The 25,653-nt window shown below is 55.4% G+C and carries 19 protein-coding genes and 1 riboswitch; of the genes, 6 read left to right on the plus strand and 13 right to left on the minus strand.

What is annotated here, in order from left to right; translation table 11 throughout:
- Positions 1 to 26 precede the first annotated feature (26 nt).
- The 3 genes from malM to malK form a co-directional block, all read right to left on the minus strand.
- Positions 27 to 977: a maltose operon protein MalM gene (malM, locus tag ACG1VR_RS21560; protein WP_016517421.1), complete on the minus strand. Its 951-nt coding sequence runs from the start codon at positions 975 to 977 to the stop codon at positions 27 to 29.
- A gap of 99 nt (positions 978 to 1,076) precedes the next feature.
- A complete protein-coding gene (locus ACG1VR_RS21565; protein ID WP_016517420.1) occupies positions 1,077 to 2,417 on the minus strand; it encodes a maltoporin in 1,341 nt (446 codons plus the stop codon).
- Positions 2,418 to 2,441: 24 nt separating this feature from the next.
- A complete protein-coding gene (malK, locus tag ACG1VR_RS21570; protein ID WP_016517419.1) occupies positions 2,442 to 3,551 on the minus strand; it encodes a maltose/maltodextrin ABC transporter ATP-binding protein MalK in 1,110 nt (369 codons plus the stop codon).
- A gap of 373 nt (positions 3,552 to 3,924) precedes the next feature.
- Here malK and malE point away from each other — a divergent pair, with 373 nt between their 5' ends.
- From malE to malG, 3 genes are all read left to right on the plus strand, one after another.
- Positions 3,925 to 5,115, plus strand: a complete 1,191-nt coding sequence (malE, locus tag ACG1VR_RS21575; RefSeq protein WP_016517418.1) for a maltose/maltodextrin ABC transporter substrate-binding protein MalE — start codon at positions 3,925 to 3,927, stop codon at positions 5,113 to 5,115.
- A gap of 172 nt (positions 5,116 to 5,287) precedes the next feature.
- Entirely contained in the window at positions 5,288 to 6,832 is a 1,545-nt protein-coding gene (gene malF, locus ACG1VR_RS21580; RefSeq protein ID WP_395489771.1) for a maltose ABC transporter permease MalF, read from the plus strand.
- Positions 6,833 to 6,843: 11 nt separating this feature from the next.
- Complete coding sequence (gene malG / locus ACG1VR_RS21585; RefSeq protein ID WP_172568584.1) at positions 6,844 to 7,734, plus strand: maltose ABC transporter permease MalG; 891 nt, start codon at positions 6,844 to 6,846, stop codon at positions 7,732 to 7,734.
- A gap of 101 nt (positions 7,735 to 7,835) precedes the next feature.
- Here malG and psiE read toward each other — a convergent pair whose 3' ends face one another.
- The 6 genes from psiE to pgi form a co-directional block, all read right to left on the minus strand.
- On the minus strand, positions 7,836 to 8,243 hold the full coding sequence (gene psiE, locus ACG1VR_RS21590; RefSeq protein ID WP_016517415.1) for a phosphate-starvation-inducible protein PsiE: 408 nt from the start codon (positions 8,241 to 8,243) through the stop codon (positions 7,836 to 7,838).
- A gap of 85 nt (positions 8,244 to 8,328) precedes the next feature.
- Positions 8,329 to 10,425 carry a YjbH domain-containing protein gene (locus ACG1VR_RS21595; protein WP_395489772.1) on the minus strand — a complete coding sequence of 699 codons (2,097 nt, stop codon included), beginning with the start codon at positions 10,423 to 10,425 and terminating at the stop codon, positions 8,329 to 8,331.
- Positions 10,425 to 11,153: a capsule biosynthesis GfcC family protein gene (locus ACG1VR_RS21600; protein WP_395489773.1), complete on the minus strand. Its 729-nt coding sequence runs from the start codon at positions 11,151 to 11,153 to the stop codon at positions 10,425 to 10,427. The genes ACG1VR_RS21595 and ACG1VR_RS21600 overlap by 1 nt, the downstream gene beginning before the upstream one ends.
- Positions 11,150 to 11,788, minus strand: a complete 639-nt coding sequence (locus ACG1VR_RS21605) for a YjbF family lipoprotein (protein WP_039897791.1) — start codon at positions 11,786 to 11,788, stop codon at positions 11,150 to 11,152. The genes ACG1VR_RS21600 and ACG1VR_RS21605 overlap by 4 nt, the downstream gene beginning before the upstream one ends.
- Positions 11,789 to 11,851: 63 nt before the next feature.
- Positions 11,852 to 12,103, minus strand: a complete 252-nt coding sequence (gene yjbE / locus ACG1VR_RS21610; RefSeq protein WP_008455862.1) for an exopolysaccharide production protein YjbE — start codon at positions 12,101 to 12,103, stop codon at positions 11,852 to 11,854.
- 369 nt (positions 12,104 to 12,472) lie between these two features.
- Entirely contained in the window at positions 12,473 to 14,122 is a 1,650-nt protein-coding gene (pgi, locus tag ACG1VR_RS21615) for a glucose-6-phosphate isomerase (RefSeq protein WP_016517411.1), read from the minus strand.
- Positions 14,123 to 14,362: 240 nt separating this feature from the next.
- Positions 14,363 to 14,582, plus strand: a riboswitch (Lysine riboswitch).
- A gap of 103 nt (positions 14,583 to 14,685) precedes the next feature.
- Between pgi and lysC the strand changes: the two genes are divergently transcribed.
- The gene (lysC, locus tag ACG1VR_RS21620) at positions 14,686 to 16,035 is read left to right on the plus strand and encodes a lysine-sensitive aspartokinase 3 (RefSeq protein ID WP_395489774.1); all 1,350 of its coding nucleotides are present in this window, start codon (positions 14,686 to 14,688) and stop codon (positions 16,033 to 16,035) included.
- Between the two features lie 109 nt (positions 16,036 to 16,144).
- Complete coding sequence (locus ACG1VR_RS21625; protein WP_016517408.1) at positions 16,145 to 16,417, plus strand: DUF3811 domain-containing protein; 273 nt, start codon at positions 16,145 to 16,147, stop codon at positions 16,415 to 16,417.
- Between the two features lies 1 nt (position 16,418).
- Here the strand turns inward: ACG1VR_RS21625 and rluF are convergent, their stop codons facing one another.
- The 3 genes from rluF to metH form a co-directional block, all read right to left on the minus strand.
- Positions 16,419 to 17,300 carry a 23S rRNA pseudouridine(2604) synthase RluF gene (rluF, locus tag ACG1VR_RS21630; RefSeq protein ID WP_016517407.1) on the minus strand — a complete coding sequence of 294 codons (882 nt, stop codon included), beginning with the start codon at positions 17,298 to 17,300 and terminating at the stop codon, positions 16,419 to 16,421.
- 125 nt (positions 17,301 to 17,425) lie between these two features.
- A complete protein-coding gene (locus ACG1VR_RS21635) occupies positions 17,426 to 19,057 on the minus strand; it encodes a Na/Pi cotransporter family protein (RefSeq protein ID WP_016517406.1) in 1,632 nt (543 codons plus the stop codon).
- Between the two features lie 142 nt (positions 19,058 to 19,199).
- On the minus strand, positions 19,200 to 22,883 hold the full coding sequence (gene metH / locus ACG1VR_RS21640; RefSeq protein WP_395489775.1) for a methionine synthase: 3,684 nt from the start codon (positions 22,881 to 22,883) through the stop codon (positions 19,200 to 19,202).
- Positions 22,884 to 23,076: 193 nt separating this feature from the next.
- On the opposite strand from metH, the gene iclR reads away from it, so the two are divergent.
- On the plus strand, positions 23,077 to 23,910 hold the full coding sequence (iclR, locus tag ACG1VR_RS21645) for a glyoxylate bypass operon transcriptional repressor IclR (protein ID WP_016517404.1): 834 nt from the start codon (positions 23,077 to 23,079) through the stop codon (positions 23,908 to 23,910).
- Here the strand turns inward: iclR and aceK are convergent.
- Positions 23,907 to 25,649: a bifunctional isocitrate dehydrogenase kinase/phosphatase gene (gene aceK, locus ACG1VR_RS21650; protein ID WP_395489776.1), complete on the minus strand. Its 1,743-nt coding sequence runs from the start codon at positions 25,647 to 25,649 to the stop codon at positions 23,907 to 23,909. The two genes, iclR and aceK, sit on opposite strands and share 4 nt — an antisense overlap.
- Between the last annotated feature and the right edge of the window lie 4 nt (positions 25,650 to 25,653).

Consider the following 25,653-nt stretch of genomic DNA (forward strand, 5'->3'; position numbering starts at 1 on the left):
CAAGCATCAGCAACGTGGGGAGATGGTTACCCCTTGCCTTTTACACTGCTGATAAAAGTTTTACGGGCGGAGGTGGAACCCAGGCGCTCGGCTTCATTCAGCAGTTTCAGGGCTTTATCGATGTCGCCTTTATCCACAGCCTGTTTAATCGCGTGGTTAAAATAGCTTTCAGTATCGTTGAGCACCGGCTCACTCTTCGCGGCAGGTGCCGGAGCAGGTGCTGCCACAGGTGCAGAAGCGGCGGTCGGTGCGGAGTAAGCCGTCGGAGGAGCGACGTTGCCTACCACAACAGGTTTGGCATCGGACCCGCCGAAGATCTTGCCAATCATGATGTTGCCGCTGTTTTGTTCAGTTTTGACTTGTACCGTCAGCGCGCCCTGCCCGGCATGGCGGGCAACCGGGTCAGCAACATCAGGAATGGCGTTGCTTGCTCCCTCAGCGTAGAGCTTCGCCGGGTTAATCATACGGGTAGTTTCGGTCAGATCGCGTTTGGTGGTGTACACCAGCATATAGATCTGTTTCTGGCCCATCATCGGGGTCAGTTTCATGACGTTTTCCAGACGGTTGCCGGAGGTCATTCCCGGTTTTTGATACTGGAAATAGCTGCTCGGGAAGAAAGCAGAAGGCTGCATTTGAGCGTCAAGAATCAATACGTTTGGTGCGTAAACGCTTAAGTCTTTCACCACGCTGGAGAGCGTAATTTCGAGCGAGCCCTGATCGGCTGGCAGCACGAAGGCGGCTACGCCCCCGGTAAGGTCACCCGCGTTAATACCGGCCGATGACGCATCCAGAACAACATTCTGGCTGACTGGCGGCATCAGAGGTATCCACGGCAGACTCTGTAATTTTTCCGCAGGAATAGCCGGTGCGGTTGAGACGTTTTGTGGGTTAATCGCGGTATTCGCAGCAAAAGCAGCCGGCACGGACGATAAGCCCAGAACAGGAAGCAGGCAAAGCGCAAGAAGATGTTTTTTCATTGTTTTATCCTCGAAGCGAACCCGCCTCCTTCAGGCAAAAAAGAGACGGGTCAGGCATGTGAAACTGGCGGGTGCTAAGCACCCGCGCAGCGGGTTAACTTACCACCAGGCTTCCATCTGGATCCCGAAGGTCACTTCGCTATCGTTGCCGCGGCTAAAGGTACGGGCGCTGGTATCGCTGAAAGCAATACCGGATGGCGTATTCGCGACGTAGTTAGCATCGCTGGCATTACTGGAGGAATAACCCCACTTCTCATCCCACTTGGCGTAGGTCGCGAAGACGCGGATAGCCGGACGAGACCAGATGCTGTTGCCCGCCTGCCACTGCTGTGCCAGGGTAATTTTGTACTGGTTGTTGCTCTTGTCGGTCAGCTGAGACTTCACGTTGTCGTAGCCCGCTTCCAGCAGGGTGCTCATGATTGGCGTCCATTTGTACATTGGGCGCACGCCAACGGTCCACCATTTGGTGCCGTTGTTATCATCACGGTTGAGATCCTGGTACATACCTACGTACATCAGGCCCCAGGTATCGTTGAAGTCGATAGCACCGTGGTCGATCACGCGCAGCATTTTGCCGTCGTTGTTTCTGGAAGTATCAGGGCGGCCGGTACCATTGGTTTGCGCCATGGCGTTAGTACCGTACTGCACCACAAATTTGTTCAGGCTGGTACCCAGGAAGGTCTGGGTATGTTCCACGGTGCCCAACCAACCATTTTTAGTCGCATCCTGCACGCCAAAATCGTAGTGCTTGGTGGTGTTGGCGCGACCGTAGTCAAAACCAACTTCCAGAGAACCACCTGGGTTAACTTGCATCTGGCCTAAACGCACGTCGAAGATATCGTTCGCCAGATCTTTATTTTTGGTTTGGCCGTTGATAAAGGCCTCTGAACCACCGGCTTCACCATTACGGGTTGCAGCCAGGGAGATTTTACCGAAGCCCAGGTCGATATCTTCGATACCGCCGCCAGGGCCTGAAATATCCCAGTAGTAGAAGTCAATCATGTGGACGTCATGACGTTTGTAGTAACGTTTACCTGCCCAAATATTCGCACCCGGCAGCGCGTCGATCAGGTTTTTACCCACAACGTTCATCTGGCGCACGCGTGGGCCTCCGTCGGTGTCTTCAACGTCGTTCAGCTGGCTGGTGGCGTAACCGATCATGGTGTCAACGTAGAAGCTTTTTTCACCTTCTTGCCAAACTTGCTGACCTAATTCAACTTCAGCATAAGTTTCGCATTCGTTACCCAGACGGTATTTAGAACCCGCGCCTGTCGCTTTAAAACACTGCTGCTCGCCGCCGCTACCTGTCCAGCCAATACCAGAACGTGCATAACCCTTGAAATCAACGGCGCCGGCCTGTGCAGACACGATGCCTGCAATAACGGCAACCGCCAGTGGGAGTTTGCGCAGAGTAATCATCATTCTATCTCCTGAGATCATTGCTTTTCTTTTTTATGGGAATGCTTAAACGCCGGGCTCTTGATGCAACCGACGACATGCGGTGCCATCTTCTCGGAACAGATGGCAACGCTCTGGCGGCAGGCCAATAGCGAATGTGGCACCCTCTTTTACCAACACCACGTCATTCTGGCGGTAGACCAGGTTCTGACGAATGGCGGGGATTTGGATGTGAATCTGAGTCTCATGTCCCAACTGCTCAACGACCTGCACTTCCCCTTCCAGGGTGACATCAGCAATGTCGCTCGGCAGCAGGTGTTCCGGGCGGATGCCAAGTGACATATTGGCCCCCACCTGAACATCGCGGCTTTCTACCGGCAGCCATACGTGCTGGCGGTTCGGCAATTCCACCTGCACCTGGTCAATGGCCGTAGCGGTCACTTTTACCGGCAGGAAGTTCATCTTCGGTGACCCGATAAAGCCCGCCACGAAGCGGTCTGCCGGGTAGTGGTACAGCTCTAACGGTTTGCCGACTTGCGCTACGCGCCCGGCATCCAGCACCACAATTTTGTCGGCCAGGGTCATCGCTTCCACCTGGTCATGGGTCACGTAAATCATCGTGCGGCCCAGCCGCTTGTGCAGACGGGAAATCTCAATGCGCATCTGTACGCGCAGCGCCGCATCAAGATTTGAAAGCGGCTCATCCAGCAGGAAGACTCGCGGCTCGGCCACCAGGGTACGGCCAATCGCCACGCGCTGACGCTGCCCGCCGGAAAGTGCCTTCGGGCGGCGCTCCAGTAGATGCGCGAGCTGTAAGGTTTCGGAAACCTGAGTGACGCGCTGGTTGATATCGTCTTTTTTTGCCCCGGCAAGCTTCAGGCCAAAGGACATGTTTTCCGCGACAGAAAGATGGGGGTAGAGGGCATAGGACTGGAACACCATTCCGACGCCACGCTCGGCGGGAGGAATGTCATTCATGCGTTTTTCACCAATCAGCAGTTCGCCGCTGGTGATGGTTTCCAGGCCCGCAATCATACGCAGCAGAGTTGACTTACCGCAGCCAGAAGGTCCGACAAAAACCACGAACTCTCCTTCATTGATGTCGAGATTAATATCTTTCGATACCACCACGTCACCCCAGGCTTTTGTTACGTTCCGCAGCTGTACGCTTGCCATTACCACTCCCTTATTACTGCCGCCTGCCGCCGGGCAGGTGATTCAAGATGTGTCCGACTATGAGGGATGGCTACATTTGGTAAATCCTCCACCCTTCGGCTTTTTTGTGGGGGAGGAGGCGGGAGGATGAGAGAGGGGTATCTGCAACCGGTTACAGGCACGGCAAGGGATTTTCGTGATCGTGGCGTCAGTTTTCAGCGCGTTTTTATGTGCTCCAGGACACATAACGGCCAGTTATGCAAAGCAGATCACAGATAACCACCCAGGGGCGTAGAGCAAAGGAGGATGAGAAGCGCTTGCCATCTCCGCAGACTTAACAACGTTAATCTGCACTACCCTATAAAGCGCAAACCACCACTCAAAGGATGGGAACATGAAAATTAAAACCGGCGCCCGCATTCTCGCCCTGTCAGCTCTGACAACGATGATGCTTTCCGCCTCTGCACTGGCAAAAATCGAAGAAGGCAAACTGGTCATCTGGATTAACGGCGATAAAGGCTATAACGGCCTGGCCGAGGTCGGTAAGAAGTTTGAGAAAGATACCGGTATTAAAGTCACCATCGAACATCCTGATAAACTTGAAGAAAAATTCCCACAGGTGGCTGCGACGGGTGACGGCCCGGACATCATCTTCTGGGCACACGACCGCTTTGGCGGGTATGCGCAGTCTGGCCTGCTGGCCGAAATCACCCCGGATAAAGCCTTCCAGGACAAACTCTATCCGTTCACCTGGGACGCGGTTCGCTACAACGGCAAATTCATCGCTTACCCGGTTGCGGTAGAAGCCCTGTCGCTGATTTATAACAAAGACCTGGTGCCAAATCCGCCGAAAACCTGGGAAGAAATCCCGGCACTGGATAAGGCGCTGAAGGCAAAAGGCAAAAGCGCCCTGATGTTCAACCTGCAAGAACCGTACTTCACCTGGCCGCTAATTGCCGCGGACGGCGGTTACGCCTTCAAGTTTGAAAACGGCAAGTACGACGTGAAAGATGTCGGCGTAGACAGCGCGGGCGCAAAAGCGGGTCTCGGCTTCCTGGTTGATATGATCAAGAACAAAGAGATGAATGCCGACACCGACTACTCCATCGCCGAGGCGGCCTTTAACAAAGGCGAAACCGCAATGACCATCAACGGCCCGTGGGCCTGGTCCAACATCGACAAGAGCAAAATCAACTACGGCGTAACGCTGTTGCCAACCTTTAAAGGCAAGCCGTCTAAACCGTTTGTTGGCGTACTCAGCGCGGGGATTAACGCCGCCAGCCCGAATAAAGAACTGGCGAAAGAGTTCCTTGAAAACTACCTGCTCACCGACCAGGGTCTGGCCGATGTGAACAAAGACAAACCGCTCGGCGCGGTGGCGTTGAAATCCTTCCAGGAACAACTGGCAAAAGATCCTCGTATTGCCGCCACCATGAATAACGCCCAGAAAGGCGAAATCATGCCGAATATTCCTCAGATGTCTGCCTTCTGGTATGCGGTTCGTACCGCTGTAATCAACGCCGTTAGCGGCCGCCAGACCGTTGATGCTGCGCTGAAGGATGCTCAGGGACGTATTACTAAGTAAGCCTTGCCCCTCACCCCGGCCTCTCCTCAAGGTGAGAGGCGGAATTCGGATGGGTTCCGGCTCTCTCCCTCAGGGGAAGACGGAAATAAAAAGTCAGGCCCTTTCTGTTCCCTCTCCCCCGTGGGGAGAGGGTTAGGGTGAGGGGAAACAATACGCTGTAGAGGAAGACCCCATGGATGCAGTTAAAAAGAGCCGCTGGTGGCAAAGCGAGGGACTGAAGTGGTCACTCATCGGCGCATTAGCCCTGCTGGTGGGCTATCTTGTGGTTTTAATGTACGCCCAGGGGGAGTACCTGTTCGCCATTATGACGCTGATATTAAGCTCACTTGGCCTCTATATTTTCGCCAACCGTAAGACCTACGCGTGGCGCTATGTTTACCCCGGTATGGCCGGTATGGGGCTGTTCGTCCTGTTTCCGCTTATTTGCACCATCGCCATCGCCTTCACCAACTACAGCAGCACCAACCAGCTGACATTTGAACGCGCCCAGCAGGTACTGTTGGACCGCCAGTATCAGGCAGGCAAAACCTTCAATTTCGGCCTTTACCCGGAAGGAAGCGAGTGGAAGTTAGCGCTTACTGACGGAGAAACCGACACTCATTATGTCTCCGATAAATTTGCTTTTGGCGGCGAGCAAAAAATTCAGCTAAAACAGGCTGACGCCCTGCCGGAAGGCGAGCGCGGTAACCTGCGTGTGATTACCCAAAACCGCCAGGCGCTCGGCCAGATAACCGCCGTCCTGCCGGATGAAAGCAAAGTAGTGATGAGTTCATTACGCCAGTTCTCCGGCACGCGTCCGCTCTATACCCTGGCGGACAACGGTGAACTCACCAATAACCAAAGCGGCGTAAAATACGCGCCAAATGAGCACATCGGCTATTACCAGGCGATTAACGCCGACGGCAGCTGGGCCGGTGAACAGCTAAGCCCCGGCTACACCGTTACCATCGGCTGGAAAAACTTCCTGCGGGTGTTCCACGACGACGGCATCCAGAAACCGTTCCTCGCCATCTTCGTCTGGACGGTTATCTTCTCTGTACTGACGGTGATTCTGACCGTTGCGGTCGGCATGGTGCTGGCCTGCGTGGTGCAGTGGGAATCGCTGAAAGGCAAAGCCGCTTACCGCCTGCTGTTGATCCTGCCGTATGCGGTGCCTTCGTTTATTTCGATTTTGATTTTCAAAGGCTTGTTCAACCAAAGCTTCGGCGAAATCAACATGATGCTGAGCGCGCTGTTTGGCATTAAACCGGCATGGTTTACCGACCCGATAACCGCCCGCTCGATGATAATCATCGTCAATACCTGGCTTGGCTATCCGTACATGATGATTTTGTGCATGGGGCTGCTGAAGGCCATTCCCGATGACCTCTATGAGGCCTCGGCCATGGACGGCGCGGGGCCGTTCCAGAACTTCTTTAAAATTACTTTGCCGCTGCTTATCAAGCCGCTAACGCCGCTGATGATTGCAAGCTTTGCGTTTAACTTTAACAACTTTGTGCTTATCCAGCTGTTGACCAACGGCGGGCCGGACAGACTTGGCACCACCACGCCAGCCGGCTATACAGACCTGCTGGTGAGCTACACCTACCGCATCGCCTTTGAGGGCGGCGGCGGCCAGGACTTCGGCCTCGCCGCGGCTATCGCTACGCTTATCTTCCTGCTGGTTGGGGCGCTGGCCATTGTGAACCTGAAAGCCACCCGCATGAAGTTTGATTAAGGAACCTGACTATGGCTATGGTGCAACCCAAATCTCAAAAGCTGCGTCTGTTTGTCACGCATCTGCTGCTGCTGTTATTTATTGCGGCAATCATGTTCCCGCTGCTGATGGTTATTGCCATTTCGCTGCGGCCCGGCAACTTCGCCACCGGCAGCCTGATCCCCGATCAGGTTTCGTGGGAGCACTGGAAGCTGGCGCTTGGCTTTAGCGTCGAGCATGCAGATGGCCGCGTGACGCCGCCGCCGTTCCCGGTCCTGCTGTGGCTGTGGAACTCGGTAAAAATTGCCGGCATTACGGCGATTAGCATCGTCGCCCTTTCCACCACCTGCGCTTACGCCTTCGCCCGCATGCGGTTCCCGGGGAAAGCGACGCTGCTGAAAGGCATGCTCATTTTCCAGATGTTCCCTGCGGTGCTGTCGCTGGTGGCGCTGTATGCCCTGTTTGACCGCCTGGGTCAGTACATTCCGTTTATCGGCCTGAATACCCACGGCGGGGTTATCTTTGCTTATCTGGGCGGGATTGCGCTGCACGTCTGGACGATTAAAGGCTACTTCGAAACCATCGATGGTTCGCTTGAGGAAGCCGCCGCGCTGGACGGAGCAACGCCGTGGCAGGCGTTCCGACTGGTGCTGCTGCCGCTATCGGTGCCGATTCTGGCGGTGGTGTTTATTCTTTCGTTTATCGGCGCGATTACCGAAGTGCCGGTGGCTTCTTTACTGCTGCGCGACGTGGACAGCTATACGCTGGCCGTAGGTATGCAGCAATACCTCAACCCGCAAAACTACCTGTGGGGCGACTTTGCCGCCGCGGCGGTACTCTCCGCTATTCCGATTACCCTTGTGTTCCTGCTGGCGCAGCGCTGGCTGGTTAGCGGCCTGACCGCTGGCGGGGTGAAAGGTTAAAGTTTATCCCTGAAAGTCACTTGCTTCATCTTTATGCCATACCACTGCAACCCTCACTTTGACCTTCGTAATACTTCAGGCGGCCTACGGGCCGCCCTTTTTTATTCGCGTTTCAGGCGCTGGCTGTTGCAAAGCCAGAGGGTTATCACCAGCAGCAGGATCGCACCGGAGTAGATAAGAACATCGCTCGGCGACTTATGATCGATGATGATCAGCCGCACAATCGCGGTAATGCCGATATAGATGAAGTAGCGCAGCGGGAAGTGATAGCCCGACTGAAAATACTTCACTATCAAGGCGATAAATTCAAAATAGAGAAAATAGACCACCAGCCCTTCGATAAACAGATAGGAGCTGGCCTCATCGCCCGGCGTAAACAGCACGGTGGCAAGGTGAATAGTCTCTTTGCCGAGGAAGATAATCAGGATCAGGCCCAGCGCAAGCAGGCCAAGGTTAAGTACCGTCTGCATGACGGTAGAGATCCAGGCAAAACGCGGTGTCGCAGGCATAACAGCCTCTCATTATTATTGTGGTATCAGGAGGCTGTTATACGTTGAAAGTGTGATCTGGATCTAGCTTATTTACTTATCCTCACTAACGGAAATTCTCGCTGCGATCGCTGGTGACGCCGTAGAGATCGAACTTACGGCCCAGCATTTGCCCGCCGTCACGCGTCAGCGGCGTCCAGGTCACCTGCGCGCGGCTGCGGGTTGGGTAGGCGGAGAAGATATCCAGCGGGACGTTGATGTAGAAGCCTTTAGTAAAGTCCCCTTCCCCGTACTCTTTCTTCGATACGTTGGTGATGGTGGCATAAGTGCCAACTACCACGCCGCTGTCGAAGTGTTTGGAGATCTCCAGCGTGCCGCCCTTATCCTGCGCCAGATATTGGCCGATGCTGAGTTTCACTAAAACATCCTGAGCAAATGGCGGCGTCCAGTAGCCGGTGATATGCCCTGTTTTGGCGCTGTAGTCGGTAAATTTCATCATATCCTGCGAGCTGCGCCAGTCGCGCTGCTTCACATAGTTGCCGTTCACGCCAATTGCCCAGTTGCTGTCCACCGGGCGATAAAGCAGTTCGGCCCCCGCACCGCCGTACATGGTTTCCAGATAGCCCGCATAAACCTGGCCGTAAATGCCATGGCCGAAGTACTGGAAGTAGTTAGCCTGTAGATTATTGATATAGATATCATTCTCTACGTACTCACGCACATGCGTACGCACGCGCGGCAGCGAAGAGTCATTTGGCGGGTTGGTGTAATTGAATTTGTCGTAGTTATTCGCCACGTTGGCAAAGATGCTGCCGCTGGTTAACAGATGATCCGTCAGCCAGAAATCAGCATTGCCCATTATCCCGACCTGGTACATATAGAAGCTTTCCGGGCCGCCGATAGATTGGTTGAGAATCGGGTCTATCGAATAGTTAAAGCGTGATTTCTCAATGTAGTAGCCCTGTTCGGTGCTGTCCGGCACAATCGGCTCAACACGTTTTTGCACCAACTCTGTTTCATGCCCGAGCGGCTCACCGGCAAGGTGATTGCGCAGGCTGGCAACGTCGGTTTCGGTTGTCACCTGCGGCATATTGATGCGGCTTTCGGTAATGCGAATGGTGCGAATATTGTCCGGCAAATTATTCATCACGATGCGGTTTGCACGTTCGATACCTTCACGGGAGTTGCGGTATTTCACCTGCTCTCCCGTGACATACAGCGTGTCACCTTTGATCTGAATATTTGGATTAACCAGCCCGGCGTTGTATTTCAGGTCCGTAAGCTGGTTCGCCACCACGCTATGTTGCAGGATTTCATCCTGCGGGTGAGGCTGGTATTCAGGGCGACGAGCGTCGTTATAGCCTGGTTTCAGCTTATTGAAATTGGTTCGCAGCGTGACGCCAAACATAAAGGTATTGCCGCGTTCATAGCTCATGTTCACATCGGCCCAGTCGGTTACGCGGTAGATAGCACCGACGTTTACGCTGCTGCGCTGTTCTATTTTCCCCGCAAATTCATGGCTGTAGTTGTTGCCTTCATACTCCACTTTAAGGCGCAGCGGCTGCCAGGGTGTCTGATATTCCACGCCGCCAAACAGCGAGGTTGGGCCGTGGAACATGTTGCTGAAGTCAAACGAGCCGGCCATGTTATAGCTGTTATCGCGGTAGCAATATTTATTGCTGTATTCGCACAGCGGGTTCTTGATGTTGCCGCTGGTGCCTAAATAGCCCCAGCCCATGCCCAGGCTGAAATCGAACGGGCCCCAGCCTTTGCTTGCCACCACATATTCGCCGTCAAACAGGCCGGTGCCGCCTAAATCGCGTATCCCGGCAGAAACCTGCGGCAGCCAGTAACTCTCTTCCCAAAGCCGCAGCTTGACGTCGAAGGCCTTATCTTTATAGGTCTGGTCGCCCGAGAATGCCTGCACGCTGCTATAGCGTCGAGTACGCACGTCGGTATAACGCAGCGTGGTTTCCAGCCACGGGAACAGCTGCATCGAGGCCGAATAGAAGCGGTACTGATCGTTATCGCGATAGTTGAGGTTTAACTCCCCTTCCGGTGCCATGCGGGCGGTAGGCGTTTGCAGCAGCCCAACGCCGCCAAAGTCAGCCTGAGAGGGACCAACGGGTGCCGGATACGTTTCGGCGCGGCAGGCGGTAGTCACGGCCAGCGCAATCAGACTATACAGGTAACGTTTTTTCATTAATCCGGTATCCGATGGGTCAGGGAATTAAGAACTTGCTGGTTCAGCTCGTCAAAAGTGGAGCTGAAAAGATGGCTGGAGAAACCAACAAAAATAATGCTGCCGGGAGAGGGTTCGATATGGCGCCTGTTCCAGTAAGCCACTGGCGCTTTTTCCGTTTTGCCGTCGGGATAAATAACCCAGGCATAACTGTTATCCGCCCCGCTGAGGAGGCTGGTCTCGTCAAGGTATTCATCGACGCTGCGCCCCGGCTTGAACGGCTTAACGCCCGGCGCGCTGACCAGCCCCACCAGCGTAATCGTCGTCGGTTGAGGGCCGGTCCACAGGCTGTATTCCCCATGCAGCGGCACGTTGGCCTGCGGGCGCAGACGAACCCAGTCAGGGTCAAGGTTCACAAACTGCCGCCCGGTGACATAAATTGCGTTCAGCTGCTGGCGCAGCCCGTTAATGGCCGCCCCGTCATCGCCGCCTTCATCAGCGGCCAGCTCGCCAAGGCGGGTCAGCAGCTGCTGGTGTTTTTGCTCCTGAACGGCTGTTGCCTGACGCTCGCTAATTACCGCCGCGGGCCACCAGCTGCGGCTGAGATCGGGGCGTGTGACTAAATCGGCAAGCCGCCCGGCATCGTTGATGACTACCGGCTGGGCCTGCGGGGTGGCATAAACGGTAACGGTGCTTTCGGCATAGCCAAATGGGCTTATGAAGGCCAGCGCGAGGAAGATTTTTTTCATTGCTTTGCCGCCTTCACAAGAAGCGTGGTAATCGGCCAGTAGCCCGGGCCAAGGTACTGTTTTGATTTACGGATTTGTCCGTCATCATCAACCCAATAGCGGTTAGTCCAGCTTTTACCCAACGCGGTGACTTCTTCTTCCAGCACCCGAACTTTGGTGACGCTGCTACCGACTTTTATCGTGTCGGTGCCGTCATAGCTGAAGGTCGAGCTGGCGGTGGCATAGCGCACCTGCTGATGCTCGGTCCATGCAATCTGCCGCGTCCAGCCAGCGCCTTCGGTTATCTGTTTTACCTTCGCCAGAGGGTCATTACCCAGGTTCGTTGTCTCGGTCAGGTTGTCGCCAAGCCCGCTGGTTTTCACGATGCGTCCATTCTGCGTGACGATAACCGCCCGGTCCTGGGTGACCCATTTCTGCTGGTCATTTTCGTTGTAGGCCAGCACCACAAAAAGCTGCGGACCGTTGTTAATACTCATGTACTGGCTGGCGTAGCGCATCCCGGCGATTTCATCATCGGTGAGCTGCACGCCACCCCCTCCGGCAACGCTGTGCCAGAGCGAGGCACCAAGCCCCCGGGTTGTAGCTGAGCAGCCCTGAAGTAACAGGCAGACAAAAAGTATTGCGAGTCGCGACACGATGATTCCCCGGTTTAAAATAACCACACCGAAGTGTGGTTATGGTTAAAAACACCCGCAGCGTTAGCGGGTGGTGGTGCTGGTGGTGGTGGTTGTGGTGGTCCCGGTGTTAGAACCGTCGCCGCCACCGGTTGCGGCTAACGCCACACCGACCGCCGACCCAACAGTGCTGGCGCTGGTTGCAGCGGAACTGCCTGCAGACACAGAGGTCGCCTGCGCGCCGGCCGCATCACCCACTGCTACGGGATCAGCATTCGCCGCGCCGGCGGCTGCCAGCGTAAATATGGCTAAAGCGCCATAAAGGGTTTTTCTCATCACAATTTCCCTTCATTGAATGAATGGAGATTTGCCCGAAAAGGCTTTCAGGCGCCATCGAGTATACACAACACAATGTGATGATCCGGCTTGCGGGAAATAAGGAGTGAACTTTAAGAAAAAGAGTAAAAACCAAAGCGTAAGGGTTATTTAATTAAAAATAAAACGATATAAAACATATTGTTATTATTATTTTATACAGAAATATAATTCCAATTACTCTTAAATTTAAGGCCTGTGTTTAATAATGACAATCTAATTTTAGGATTAACCTCAGGTTGGCAAAATCATAAATTATGACGGCAAGGGGATAACTCTTATAAAAAATATGCCAGCACAAGGCTGGCATATTTCATACTCACGGTTTAATTAATCACGCCAGGACTTATAGCGGTTAATCAGGCCGTTGGTAGAGCTGTCGTGGCTCTCGATTTGCTTATCGTCGCCCAGCTCCGGCAGGATGCGGTTAGCCAGCTGTTTGCCAAGCTCTACGCCCCACTGGTCAAAGGTGAAGATGTTCAGGATTGCGCCCTGGGTGAAGATCTTGTGCTCATACAGCGCAATCAGCGCACCGAGGCTGAACGGAGTGATTTCACGCAGCAGGATGGAGTTGGTCGGGCGATTGCCTTCAAACACCTTGAACGGCACAACGTGATCCAGGGTTGCAGGATCTTTACCCTGGTCGCGATATTCCTGCTCAACCACTTCGCGAGATTTGCCGAACGCCAGCGCTTCGGTCTGCGCGAAGAAGTTAGACAGCAGCTTAGGATGATGGTCGGACAGCGCGTTGTGGCTAATGGCCGGTGCGATAAAGTCGCAAGGAACCATTTTGGTGCCCTGGTGAATCAGCTGATAGAACGCGTGCTGGCCGTTAGTGCCCGGCTCGCCCCAGATGATTGGGCCAGTCTGGTAATCAACCGCGTTGCCATTACGGTCAACGTACTTGCCGTTAGACTCCATGTTGCCCTGCTGGAAATAAGCAGCAAAGCGGTGCATGTATTGGTCGTACGGCAGAATCGCTTCGGTTTCAGCGCCGAAGAAATTGTTGTACCAGATACCAATCAGCGCCAGCAGCACCGGCAGGTTCTGCTCGGCTGGCGTGGTGCTGAAGTGCTTGTCCATGGCATGCGCGCCGGAAAGCAGCTCAACAAAGTTGTCGAAGCCAACGGACAGGATGATGGACAGGCCAATCGCGGACCACAGGGAATAACGACCGCCCACCCAGTCCCAGAACTCGAACATGTTGGCAGTGTCGATACCGAACTCGCCTACGGCTTTACCGTTGGTAGACAGCGCGGCGAAGTGTTTCGCTACGTGTTTTTCATCACCGGCGGCACGCAGGAACCAGTCACGCGCGCTGTGGGCGTTGGTCATGGTTTCTTGAGTGGTAAAGGTTTTTGAAGCCACCAGGAACAGCGTTGTTTCCGGGTTAACCTTTTTCAGCACTTCGGCGATGTGGGTGCCATCGACGTTGGAAACAAAGTGCATATTGAGGTGGTTTTTGTACGGACGCAGCGCTTCGGTCACCATGAATGGGCCGAGGTCGGAGCCGCCGATACCGATGTTAACTACGTCGGTAATTGCTTTGCCGGTGTAACCTTTCCAGCTGCCGCTGATAATGCTTTCAGAGAAGGCTTTCATCTTCTCCAGCACCGCGTTCACTTCCGGCATCACGTCTTTGCCGTCTACCACAATCGGCGTATTGCTGCGGTTACGCAGGGCAACGTGCAGCACCGCACGGTCTTCGGTGCGGTTGATTTTTTCACCGGCGAACATGGATTTGATGGCGCTCTGCAGGTCGGTCTCTTTTGCAAGAGCCTGCAGTTTTTCGAGGGTTTCGGTCGTGATGCGGTTTTTGGAGAAGTCCACCAGCATTAAATCATCGAAGGTGGCGGAGAATTTGGTGAAGCGGTCGTTATCTTTCGCGAAAAGCTCGGAGAGAGTAACGTCTTTCATCTCATCGTAGTGTTTCTGGAGCGCCTGCCAGGCAGAGGTCTGCTTCGGGTTGATGTTTTTCATAGCAATACTCTTCTGATTTGAGAATTGTGACTTCGGTCGATTGTAGCGCCTGCAGGCGAAAATTGTGATGGTTTTTATGCCATTAACCGGCGCTTTACCGTAACCCTCTAAAAAGCGCCAAAAAAGCGCCTGTTATAAGTTAAATTCCTGGTTATCGATTGAACATGAAAAATCCGCATAACCCCGACGTTGACATGCCATCGCCGAAGCTTTATTTATTAGGCGCTACCTGCGCATGCGCAGGCCAGAAGAGGCGCGTTGCCCAGATAATCGTATCCGAGGAACCAGTACTGTGAAGATACGTGAGGGGGAGCAACGCCGAGATGATGGAGCGTCTGGTCACGCTTATTGTCGGCTGCAGGGGCTGAATCCTCTGGGTTGTCACCAGGAACGTTCGCAGTCGAGCGTTTCATATTCGGCGCAGTCAGCCGGATAGACAAGGTGGAGCACTTCTGGGTGATCTCGTAGTTCTCCTGCTCTGCGCCCACCCGTTTATCGCTCTTCCCTTGTGCCAAGGCTGAATATTTTATTGCCAGTTGAATGGCCCCTGACACGAGGTAGTTATGTCCCAAACCGTAGTAGCCAAATTTGGCGGTACCAGCGTTGCCGACTTCGACGCGATGAACCGCAGCGCCGACGTTGTGCTTGCCGATAATAACGTCCGCGTAGTGGTGCTTTCCGCTTCCGCTGGCGTGACCAACCTGCTGGTCGCTCTTGCTGAGGGACTTGAGGCTACCGAACGCTTCGTCAAGCTCGATGCTATCCGTAAAATTCAGTACGACATCGTCGAGCGTCTGGCTAACCCGCACGTTATTCGTGAAGAGATTGAGCGCCTGCTTGAGAACATCACCACGCTCGCGGAAGCCGCATCCCTTGCCACCTCTACCGCGCTGACCGACGAGTTAGTTAGCCACGGCGAACTGATGTCTACCCTGCTGTTTGTTGAGATCCTGCGCGAGCGCAGCGTTGAGGCCCAGTGGTTCGACATCCGTAAAATCATGCGCACCAGCGACCGCTTTGGCCGCGCCGAGCCTGATATTGAGGCCCTGGCTGAATTAGCCGGGCAACAGTTGCTCCCGCGCCTTAACGACGCGCTGGTGATTACTCAGGGCTTTATCGGCAGCGAAGAAAAAGGCCGTACCACCACGCTTGGCCGCGGCGGCAGCGACTATACCGCCGCCCTGCTTGGCGAAGCGCTACATGCCGCTCGTGTAGATATCTGGACCGACGTTCCGGGGATTTACACTACCGACCCGCGCGTTGTTCCGGCGGCAAAACGAATCGACCGCATTGCGTTTGAAGAGGCCGCCGAGATGGCAACTTTTGGCGCGAAGGTGCTGCACCCCGCGACATTGCTGCCCGCCGTGCGCTGTGATATTCCGGTGTTCGTTGGTTCCAGCAAAGATCCGGCAGCCGGCGGCACGCTGGTGTGCAAAAAAACCGAAAATCCACCGCTGTTCCGCGCCCTGGCATTACGCCGCAAGCAGACGCTGTTAACTCTGCACAGCCTGACCATGCTGCACTCCCAGGGCTTCCTGGCTGAAGTGTTCAGTATCCTGGCGCGCCATAATATTTCGGTAGACCTGATAACCACTTCAGAAGTGAGCATCGCCCTGACGCTGGATACCACCGGCTCCACCTCAACCGGCGACAGCCTGCTGACCAGCGCCCTGCTGACCGAGCTTTCATCGCTGTGTCGCGTAGAAGTGGAAGAGAATCTGGCTCTGGTCGCCATCATCGGCAACAAGCTGTCCCAGGCCTGCGGCGTGGGTAAAGAGGTGTTTGGCGTGCTCGACCCGTTCAATATCCGCATGATTTGCTACGGGGCTTCCAGCTATAACCTCTGCTTCCTGGTGCCGGGCGATGACGCAGAACAGGTGGTGAAAAAGCTTCATCACAACCTGTTTGAATAATCCACCGCGCCAGAGATTCCGATAAAAGCCCGCCGATGCGGGCTTTTTTGTTTCAGTAAATCAGAAGGTTTGCTTTACACTGAAAGTCCTTTCCCAGGAGGTTTCAACGATGGCCACAGCCAGACTGACACAGCAGGACATGACGGAAAGCGAGCAGCGAGAATTAAAGACGCTGCTGGATCGCGCCCGCATTGCACACGGTCGTACGTTGACCAACTCAGAAACCAATCAGGTAAAAAAAGAGTACATCGACAAACTGATGGCGGAACGAGAGCTGGCGGCTAAAAAAGCTCGCCAGCTGAAGAAGAAAAATGCCTTAAAGCCGGATACTTCGGCGACCTTTTCATGGTCGGCCAACACCCACACGCGCGGTAAGCGCTAGTTTAACGGCCTTTTTTCTTACGGCCCGGGGCGGCAAAGCGTTTACGGGAAGCAAGCTCAGCAGGCGTTTTGGCTGAGCTTTTCGGCCCGCTGACCTGCGGCTTTTTCACCGCGGCCGTGGTAGCTTTTGGTTTCGCCTTTTTTTGAGCCGGTTTGGCTTCAGAAGAAGAATTCTCAATCAGCTTAAACAGCTCAATCAGTTCATCATCGGTCAGGTCACGCCATTCACCCAGCGGTATCCCGGAAAGACTGACGTTCATGATGCGCGTGCGCTCAAGCTTCGTCACTTCATAACCAAAATGTTCGCACATGCGGCGGATCTGGCGGTTTAATCCCTGAACCAGCGTGATGCGAAACGCAAACGGCGCTTCTTTTTTCACTTTGCATTTTTTGGTCACGGTGCCGAGGATCGGCACGCCCGCGCCCATGCCGCGAATAAACTCGTCGGTCACAGGCTTATTCACCGTTACCACGTACTCTTTTTCGTGGTCATTACCGGCGCGCAGGATCTTGTTGACCAGGTCGCCGTGATTAGTGAGGAAAATCAGCCCCTGGGAATCTTTGTCGAGACGGCCAATTGGAAACACGCGCTTGCTGTGGTTCACGTAATCCACGATGTTGTCTTTCTCACCGTCCTCGGTGGTACTCACGATGCCCACCGGCTTATTCAGCGCAATCAGCACCAGGTCTTCTTCGTCGCGAGGCTCGATTAACTGACCATTCACCTTCACGCTATCGCCGGCAAAAACCTGATCGCCCACTTTGGCGCGTTTGCCGTTGATAAAAACGTTGCCCTGTTCGATGTAGCGATCGGCGTCACGGCGCGAGCAGATACCGCTCTCGCTGATGTATTTGTTAAGACGAATAGATGAATTAGTCAGCATGGCTCCTCCGAAAACCCAGGACTATACCTTACCCGCAGGGCGTTGCGAACAGCCTTTCTGTGATTGCCCCGCGATCTTAGCCCGGCATGCGCTTTAAGCGCCTTCGTCATGAAGGCGCGGCTTAATCAATACTCGTCCCGCTCATCGTCGTCGTCCGGCTGGTCCAGCACGCTATAGGCCACCGAACAGAACAAGGAGTTCAGGCGTTTCATATCGCCCAGTAGCCCAAGGTGCAGCGAGCTGGTTTCGATGCTCTGCACGTTTTGCTGATGCAGGCGGTCAACGTGCGCGTGGGAGAAGCGGCGGTTCATAATGCGGAAGCGATGCTTGTTGCGGCGCAGGCGGCGGGCGCTACCCAGGTCGCTTGAGAAAAATACCGACAGGCTAAGCTGCAGGTTGCTGATCAACTGCTGGAGCAGGTTATCCAGCTCGGTCAGGCCATCCGGCGAGAAGGCGCGACGGGCGGCAAGGGATTTATCCGCAACTTCGCTGCCCATACGCTCAATGATATCCGCCGCCTGCTCAAGGTTAAGCGACATCTCAATAATTTCCGCCCAGCGGCGCGATTCCATTTCCGCCAAATCTTCCTTCGGCATTTGAGCAAGGTAGAGCTTGATGGCGGTATAAAGCACGTCTACGTCGTCGGCCAGCTTGCGCAGCTCTTTTTCCTGGCGCGGCTCGCCGTGCATCACCTTGCTCCAGGTCTCCAGCATCTGCTCCAGCACGTCGCCCATTCGGAGAGTTTCGCGCGCAGCGTTAGACAAACCGAGCGCCGGAGTATCCAGCGCGGTTGGGTCAAGGTGCTTCGGCTTCATGCGGGCATCCACTTCCGGCTCCTCGCTAATAACCCGGCGGCAGAAACGCGCCATGGGCTCGGCAAAGGGCACCATCACCAGGCAGCGGATCAGGTTGTAGAAGACGTGGAAGTAGATAACCAGCTCGGACTCAGGCAGCGGCAGGTGGTGCATCAGCCGGGCAAGGATATGCACAAACGGCAGCACCAGCAGGCTCCCCACCAGCTTAAACAGCAGGCTACCGAGCGCAACGCGACGAGCGGCAGCGTTAGCCGCGCTGTTATTGATCATCGCCAGCAGGCCGGAGCCGAGGTTTGCGCCAATGACCAGACAAAGCGCGACGTCAAACGAGATAACGCCGGTAGAGGTCAGCGTGGCGGTTAACAGCACGGCAGCAAGGCTTGAGTAACTGATAATCGCGAACATAGCGCCGATAAGCGCATCCAGCATGATGTCGCCGGTCAAAGAGGCGAAAATCACCTGCACGCCGTTGGCCTGGGTCATCGGCGTGACGGCCGAAACAATCAGCTCCAGCGCCAGCAGGATCAGGCCAAGGCCAATCCCCACGCGGCCAAGCTGCCCGGCACGGGTTTGCTTGCGGCTGAGGAAGAAAATGACGCCGATAAATATCAGCAGCGGCGAAAGCCACGAGAGATCGAAGGTCAGGACCCTCGCCATCAGCGCGGTCCCTACGTCGGCCCCCAGCACAATTACCAGCGCAGGCGTCAGCGCCACCAGATCCTGAGCCACGAAGGACGTGACCAGCATAGTGGTTGCGTTGCTGCTCTGCACCAGAGCGGTAACGCCGATACCGGCGCAGAAGGCGAGCGGTTTCTTTTCTACGCTGCGGCTAAGCACGCTGCGCAGGTTGGCACCGTATACCCGCATAATGCCGGTACGCACGATATGCGTGCCCCAAACCAGCAGCGAGACGGCGGACAGCAGGTGTAACAATGTCAGCACGGATTCTTGTTCTCCTTATAGTTTTTAGGGTTCCTGAGGCAAAAATAGCCACCATCCTTCAGTATAAGGGTTTAACTTCAATAAAGAGACAAGGCGCTCACAGAGCGCCTTGTAAGTTGTAAGGAAAGGTTATTTTTGGCGACTAGTCTGCGTCGTAACCCAGGTTAGGTGCCAGCCAGCGTTCTACCTCGCTAACCGGCATCCCTTTGCGCCGCGCATAGTCTTCTACCTGGTCACGCTGGATCTGCGCCACGGCGAAGTATTTGCTATCGGGGTGGCTGAAGTACCAGCCGGAAACCGACGCGCCGGGCCACATGGCGTAGGACTCGGTCAGCTTCATGCCGATAACGTTTTCCACGTCGAGCAGCGCCCAGATAGCCGCTTTCTCGGTATGTTCGGGACAGGCCGGGTAGCCGGGCGCGGGGCGAATGCCCTGGTAATTTTCGCGAATAAGCTCCTCGTTGCTGAGATTTTCCGTTGCCGCATAGCCCCAGTAAACTTTACGCACGCGCTCGTGAAGATATTCTGCAAATGCTTCAGCCAGGCGGTCCGCCACCGCTTTCACCATGATTTTGTTGTAATCATCATGTTGGGCATCATAAGCCTCCGCCAGCGCGTCCTCCTCGATGCCGCCGGTAACCGCGAACGCGCCGATGTAGTCCGCTTTGCCACTATATTTAGGCGCAACGAAGTCGGCGATGCAGTAATTTGGGAAACCGGTTTTTTCAGTTTGCTGGCGCAGATGACGGCTCACGGCCTTAACCTGGGTGCGTGTCTCGTCGGCGTAAACTTCCACGTCATCGCCCACCCGGTTTGCCGGGAACAGGCCGACCACGCCGCGCGGCGTCATCGCCTTAGTGTTATGAAGCATGTCGAGCATTTCGTTGGCGTCTTTAAACAGCCGCTTCGCCTCTTCCCCCACCACTTCATCTTCCAGGATACGCGGGTATTTACCGGCCAGAGACCAGGTCATAAAGAACGGCGTCCAGTCGATGTAGTTGCGCAGCGTTTCGATACTGGCGGTGACTTCCTGGACACCCAGGCGATGGGCAACCGGCGGGGTGTAGCTTTCCCAGTCGAAGGCGAGGTCGTTCTCACGCGCGGCCTGGAGCGTTACCGGCGGCGTGCGCGGTTTTTTGCGGGCATGCTGGGTACGCACAACCTCATACTCTTTGCGCGTGCGGGCGACAAAATCATCGTGCTGAGTTTCTGAAAGCAGGGAGGAGACTACGCCGACGGTGCGGGAGGCATTCTGCACATACACCGTCGGACCGCTGTAGTTTTGCTCGATTTTCACCGCCGTGTGGGCTTTGGAAGTCGTCGCCCCGCCAATCAACAGCGGCAGCTTAAAGCCCTGGCGCTCCATCTCTTTGGCGACGTTAACCATCTCGTCCAGCGACGGCGTAATCAGCCCGGAGAGGCCGATAATATCCGCGCCGACTTCACGGGCGGTCTTCAAAATCTTCTCACCCGGCACCATCACGCCGAGGTCGATAATTTCGTAGTTATTACATTGCAGCACCACGCCAACGATGTTTTTCCCGATGTCGTGTACGTCGCCTTTTACCGTGGCAAGCACGATTTTGCCATTCGTCGAGCCTTTTTCCTTGCTGGCTTCGATGTAAGGCTCCAGATAAGCCACCGCCTGCTTCATCACGCGGGCTGACTTCACCACCTGCGGAAGGAACATTTTCCCTTCGCCGAACAAGTCGCCAACCACGTTCATTCCCGCCATCAGCGGGCCTTCGATAACCTCTATCGGGCGCGTGGACTGCTGGCGCGCTTCTTCTGTGTCCGCTTCGATAAATTCGGTGATGCCTTTCACCAGCGAATACTCCAGGCGCTTAACAACGTCCCAGCTGCGCCATTCAGCCTGCTGCGCGTTGGCGGCTTCATCGCTTTTGCTGCCGCGATATTTCTCGGCCAGATCCAGCAGTCGCTCGGTACTGTCGTCGCGACGGTTGAGAACAACGTCCTCCACCGCGTCCCGCAGCTCGGCAGGCAGATCGTCGTAAATCGCCAACTGCCCGGCGTTAACAATACCCATATCCATACCGTTGCGGATAGCGTAGTAGAGGAAGACCGCGTGGATGGCTTCGCGCACCGGCTCATTGCCGCGGAACGAGAAAGAAACGTTGGAAACGCCGCCGGAAATCATCGCATGCGGGAGCTCACGCTTAATGTCTTCGCAGGCGCCAATAAAGTCCTGAGCGTAGTTGTTGTGTTCTTCGATGCCGGTCGCCACGGCGAAGATATTTGGGTCAAAAATAATATCTTCAGGCGGGAAACCGACCTCTTCGGTAAGGATCTTGTAGGCGCGGCGGCAAATATCAATTTTGCGCTCGCGGGTATCCGCCTGGCCGACTTCATCAAACGCCATGACTACCATGGCCGCGCCGTAGCGCCGTACCAGCCGGGCATGGTGGATAAACGGCTCAATCCCTTCTTTCATGGAAATAGAGTTGACGATGCCTTTGCCCTGGATGCATTTCAGCCCTTTTTCGATGACCTCCCATTTTGAGGAGTCGATCATAATCGGCACCCGGGCAATGTCCGGCTCACCGGCAATCAGATTCAGGAAACGCACCATTGCCGCTTCGGCATCGAGCATTCCTTCATCCATGTTGATGTCGATGATTTGTGCCCCGCTGGCGACCTGTTGCAGGGCCACGTCCAGCGCTTCGTTATATTTTTCTTCTTTAATCAGCCGCTTAAATTTTGCAGAGCCGGTCACGTTGGTACGCTCCCCGACGTTCACAAACAGGCTTTCCGCGCTGATATTGAGCGGCTCCAGCCCGGCAAGACGGCAGGCAACCGGCAGCTCGGGAAGCTTGCGTGGGGCAACGCCTTCCACCGCTTTGCTCATCGCGGCAATGTGCGCAGGCGTAGTGCCGCAGCAGCCGCCGACGATATTCAGGAAACCCGCCTGCGCCCATTCTCCAATCTGCAGGGCCATTACGTCAGCGTCGAGATCGTACTCGCCGAAGGCATTTGGCAGCCCGGCGTTAGGGTGTGCGGTAACGTAGCATTCGGCAATGCGTGACAGCTCGGCAACGTACTGGCGCAGCTCGTCCGGCCCCAAAGCACAGTTAAGGCCAAAGCTGAGCGCATCCGCATGGCGCAGCGAGTTGTAGAATGCCTCGGTCGTCTGCCCGGAAAGCGTACGGCCTGAAGCGTCGGTAATGGTGCCGGAAATCATGATGGGCAACTCGACGCCAAGCGCTTCAAATTCTGTTTTAACGGCGAATATCGCCGCTTTTGCGTTCAGGGTGTCGAACACCGTTTCGATCATAATCAGGTCAGCCCCGCCTTCCACCAGCGCTCGGGTGGATTCGCGGTAAGCTTCTACCAGTTGATCAAAAGTGATGTTACGGAATGCGGGATCGTTAACGTTAGGAGAAATTGATGCGGTACGGTTTGTGGGGCCAAGCACCCCGGCAACATAGCGCGGTTTTTCCGGCGTTCTCGCCGTCCATTCATCGGCGCAGGCTCGTGCCAGCTTCGCCGCTTCGTAGTTAATTTCTGCCGACAGGGATTCCATCTGGTAGTCGGCCATGGCGATGGTGGTGGAGTTGAAGGTGTTGGTTTCAACGATATCCGCCCCGGCCTCGAAGTAGGCGTAGTGGATCGCGGCGATAACCTCGGGCTTGCTTAGCACCAGCAGGTCGTTGTTGCCTTTCAGGTCGCACGGCCAGTCGGCAAAGCGCTCTCCTCTGAAATCACTTTCATCAAGACGATAGCTCTGGATCATAGTGCCCATGCCGCCGTCCAGTACCAGAATGCGTTCGCTTAATTGCTGATGAAGCCGTTCTACGTTGTTGCTCACTCTCACTCCCACCTGTTTTCCCGGGCCAGACAGACCTGCAGACCCATACTTGCACAAACTGCAGGGGCGGAAAAGTCGCTAGTCGGTAACATGAGAGATGTTCAGCATCACTCCTCCGATCAGTCTGCTTAGCGGTTGCAAAATCGCCAAATAAAACGAAAATGATTTCCACGATACGAAAAAGGAGTCCGCTATGGTTGCCACCGTTCCCGCTAAACGAGGTAAAAAACCGCGTGCCGCCGCCGCTGCGGCCCCACCGGCTACCGGGCAGGTTCAATCCCTCACCCGCGGGCTAAAACTGCTGGAATGGATTGCCGAGTCTCACGGCAGCGTGGCGCTCACCGAGCTGGCTCAGCAGGCTGGTTTACCGAACTCCACCACGCACCGCCTGCTGACCACTATGCAGCAGCTGGGCTTTGTTCGCCAGATTGGCGACCTTGGCCACTGGACGATTGGCGCCCACGCTTTTGTGGTTGGCAGCAGCTTCCTGCAAAGCCGTAATCTGCTGGCGATTGTTCACCCTATCCTGCGCAAGCTGATGGAAGATTCCGGCGAAACGGTTAACCTTGCCGTGCTCGACAGCAGCGACCATCAGGCGATTATTATCGACCAGGTTCAGTGTACCCAATTGATGCGCATGTCGGCTCCCATTGGCGGCAAGCTGCCGATGCATGCTTCCGGAGCCGGGAAAGCGTTTCTGGCGCACCTTAGCGACGATGAAGTTGCCGGGCTGCTGCACCGCAAAGGGCTGCACAGCTACACCCCAGCCACCCTCACCTCGCCCCTGCATCTGAAAGAAGATTTAGCCCAGACGCGCAAGCGCGGCTATTCGTTTGATGATGAAGAGCACGCCCTGGGCCTACGCTGCGTGGCCTCATGTATTTATGATGAGCATCGAGAAGCGTTTGCCGCTATTTCTATTTCCGGCCCGATTTCCCGCGTGACCGACGACCGAGTTACGGAGCTGGGCGCGCTGGTGATTAAGGCGGCGAAAGAAATTACTCAGGCTTACGGCGGCGGGCGCTAACCCGCCCGTTTTACCTCGCCAAATCGCAGGCTGAAACGCTGGCGGCGGCGATAGGCAAAGACATCTTCGACGTGGCCATTACGAATGCGGGTTTGCAGGGCACGCCAGAACTCAGCGCGGAAAAGGTCGCCGTGCATTTCATCAAATAGCGGCCGAATGCGCGGGTCAGCGCAGAGATAGTGGCGAAACTCTTCGGGGAAAACGTCGCCCGGTGAGATGCTGTACCACGGCTCAGCCGAAAGCTCGTCTTCCGGGTAGCGCGGCGGCGGGATATCGCGAAAATTCACCTCCGTCATATAACAAATCTCATCGTAATCGTAGAACACCACCCGCCCGTGGCGCGTAACGCCAAAGTTCTTAAACAGCATATCGCCCGGAAAGATATTAGCCGCCGCGAGCTGGCGAATGGCATTGCCATACTCTTCTACCGCATCACGCAGCTGCTGGCCTTCAACCTGCTCCAGCCACAGGTTAAGCGGCACCATACGCCTCTCAATGTAGAGATGGCTGATGGCGATGCGTTCACCCAAATCAGTGAGTTTCTCCGGCACTTCCTGGCGTAGCAGGGCCATTAGCTCGGGGCCTATCTGGCGTTTCTCCAGCACAAAGTTTTCAAACTCCTGGGTGTCCGCCATGCGCCCGACGCGATCGTGCTCTTTAACCAGCTGATAGCAGGCCCGCACTCTCTCAGCGCTGACCTCCTTCTGCGGCGCAAATTTATCTTTAATCACCTTAAAAACGCGGTCAAAGCCCGGCAGGGTGAACACCAGCATCACCATGCCGCGAATGCCCGGCGCCTCGATAAACTGCTCGTCCGTACCCGTAATATAAGTCAGGTATTCGCGGTAGCTTTCCGTTTTCCCGTGCTTCTGGCAGCCAATCGCCATATACAGCTCGGCGGTGGTTTTACCCGGCAGCAGCTCGCGCAGCCACTCCACCAGTGCGGCAGGGAATGGGGCGTACACCATAAAATACGAACGAGCGAAGCCGAAGACGATACTCGCCTCCGCGGAACTGGTCAGGCAGGTATCGACCATCAGCTGTCCGTCGTCGGTACGGTGGATGGGCAATAAGAAAGGGATTTTGCCCTCCGGCAGCACCAGCTTACCGACCAACCACGCCGCCTTATTGCGATAAAACAGTTCATTAGCCACTTCCAGAGACGCATGACTCAGCGCCTGGGCATCAACGGTTTCAGTAAGATGGGCAGTAATATAACTAACGTCACGAGCCAGGTCCTGCCACGGAAGGCGCAGCGGGAGGTCGGCAAGCAGAGTTGTCAGCAATTTGTTCCATCCCTGCTCGGGGAAGAAGATTTTCGCCAGCGGACGAGGCAGCGGCCGGAGCTGCTTTCCTGCCTGCGAGCTAAAAATAAAAAGCCGCTCGGGAGTAAGCGAGCGGTGGTCGAACAGCCGACAATAGACAGAGTTGAAGAAGCTCTCGGCAATTTCGAAACGAGGATAATCCGGCAATAGTCCGGTGTACTGCTCTTTCACACGCAGCAAAAAGGCCGCGTCGGTGTTCTGCCCGCCGGTGATGCAGCGAAGTTGCTCCACCACCAGGCCAACGTGATGGTCATAAAGATTGATACGGCTTTTCATCGCCTGCTGGACGGCGTGCCAGTCGGCCTGCTCAAAGCGCTGCTGAGCGCCGGCGGTCACTTCAAGGAATCGACCATATTGCGCGTCGAACCCCTGCAGGATGGTGTGGGCAATCAGAAGTTCCAGGCCGCGCGTCATAGGC

It is taken from the genome of Cedecea davisae (genome assembly GCF_044095835.1).
GTDB lineage: Bacteria > Pseudomonadota > Gammaproteobacteria > Enterobacterales > Enterobacteriaceae > Cedecea > Cedecea davisae.